The organism is Paraburkholderia bengalensis (assembly GCF_037126505.1).
In the GTDB taxonomy this organism is placed as follows: Bacteria; Pseudomonadota; Gammaproteobacteria; order Burkholderiales; family Burkholderiaceae; genus Paraburkholderia; species Paraburkholderia bengalensis.
This window is the reverse complement of sequence record NZ_JACFYJ010000284.1, coordinates 1-656: the sequence shown is the minus strand read 5'-3', so window position 1 is coordinate 656 and position 656 is coordinate 1. Positions and strand designations below refer to the sequence as shown.

At 57.9% G+C, this 656-nt stretch carries 1 pseudogene; it reads left to right on the top strand.

What is annotated here, in order from left to right:
- Positions 1 to 31: 31 nt before the first annotated feature.
- Positions 32 to 656 (top strand): annotated as a pseudogene (locus H3V53_RS44030) (acetyltransferase); the annotation flags it as partial.

Genomic DNA, 656 nt, shown 5'->3' with positions numbered 1-656 from the left:
ACGCCCGATCTTCCCTCCAATGGAGTGACAGGTGGCTCAATTCGATGTGTTTAACGGCGACGCTGACGGTATCTGCTCGCTGCATCAACTGAGGCTCAAGCATCCTGTCGATGCACAGCTCGTCACGGGTGTGAAGCGCGATGTCTGCCTGCTGCGTCGCGTAAGGGCCCGGTCCGGCGATAGCGTGACTGTGCTTGATGTCTCGCTCGATTCCAACCGCGCTTCGCTGATGTCGCTTCTCGATCGCGGTGTCAACATCGACTATTTCGATCATCACTTTCCAGGTCGCATTCCGCACGTTGCCCGACTGACTACGCATATCGATACATCAGCCGATACATGCACCGGCCTCATCGTGAATCGTTACCTGCGGGGCGAGAACAGATTGTGGGCGATAGTCGCGGCATACGGCGACAACCTTGCCCATGCGGCGCATCGGCTTGCCATCGCGTGTGCACTGCCGACTCCCGAAGAAGAGCGGCTGCGCGAACTGGGGGAAGCGATCAACTACAACGCGTATGGAGAAAGCGTCGAGGATCTGATAGTCGACCCTGTCGCGATGTATCGGGATATTCAGCCGTTTTCAAACCCTTTGGATTTCATTGCGGCCACCAACCTGCCGGGCCGCCTGACGCTGGCACGCATGGAAGATCTCG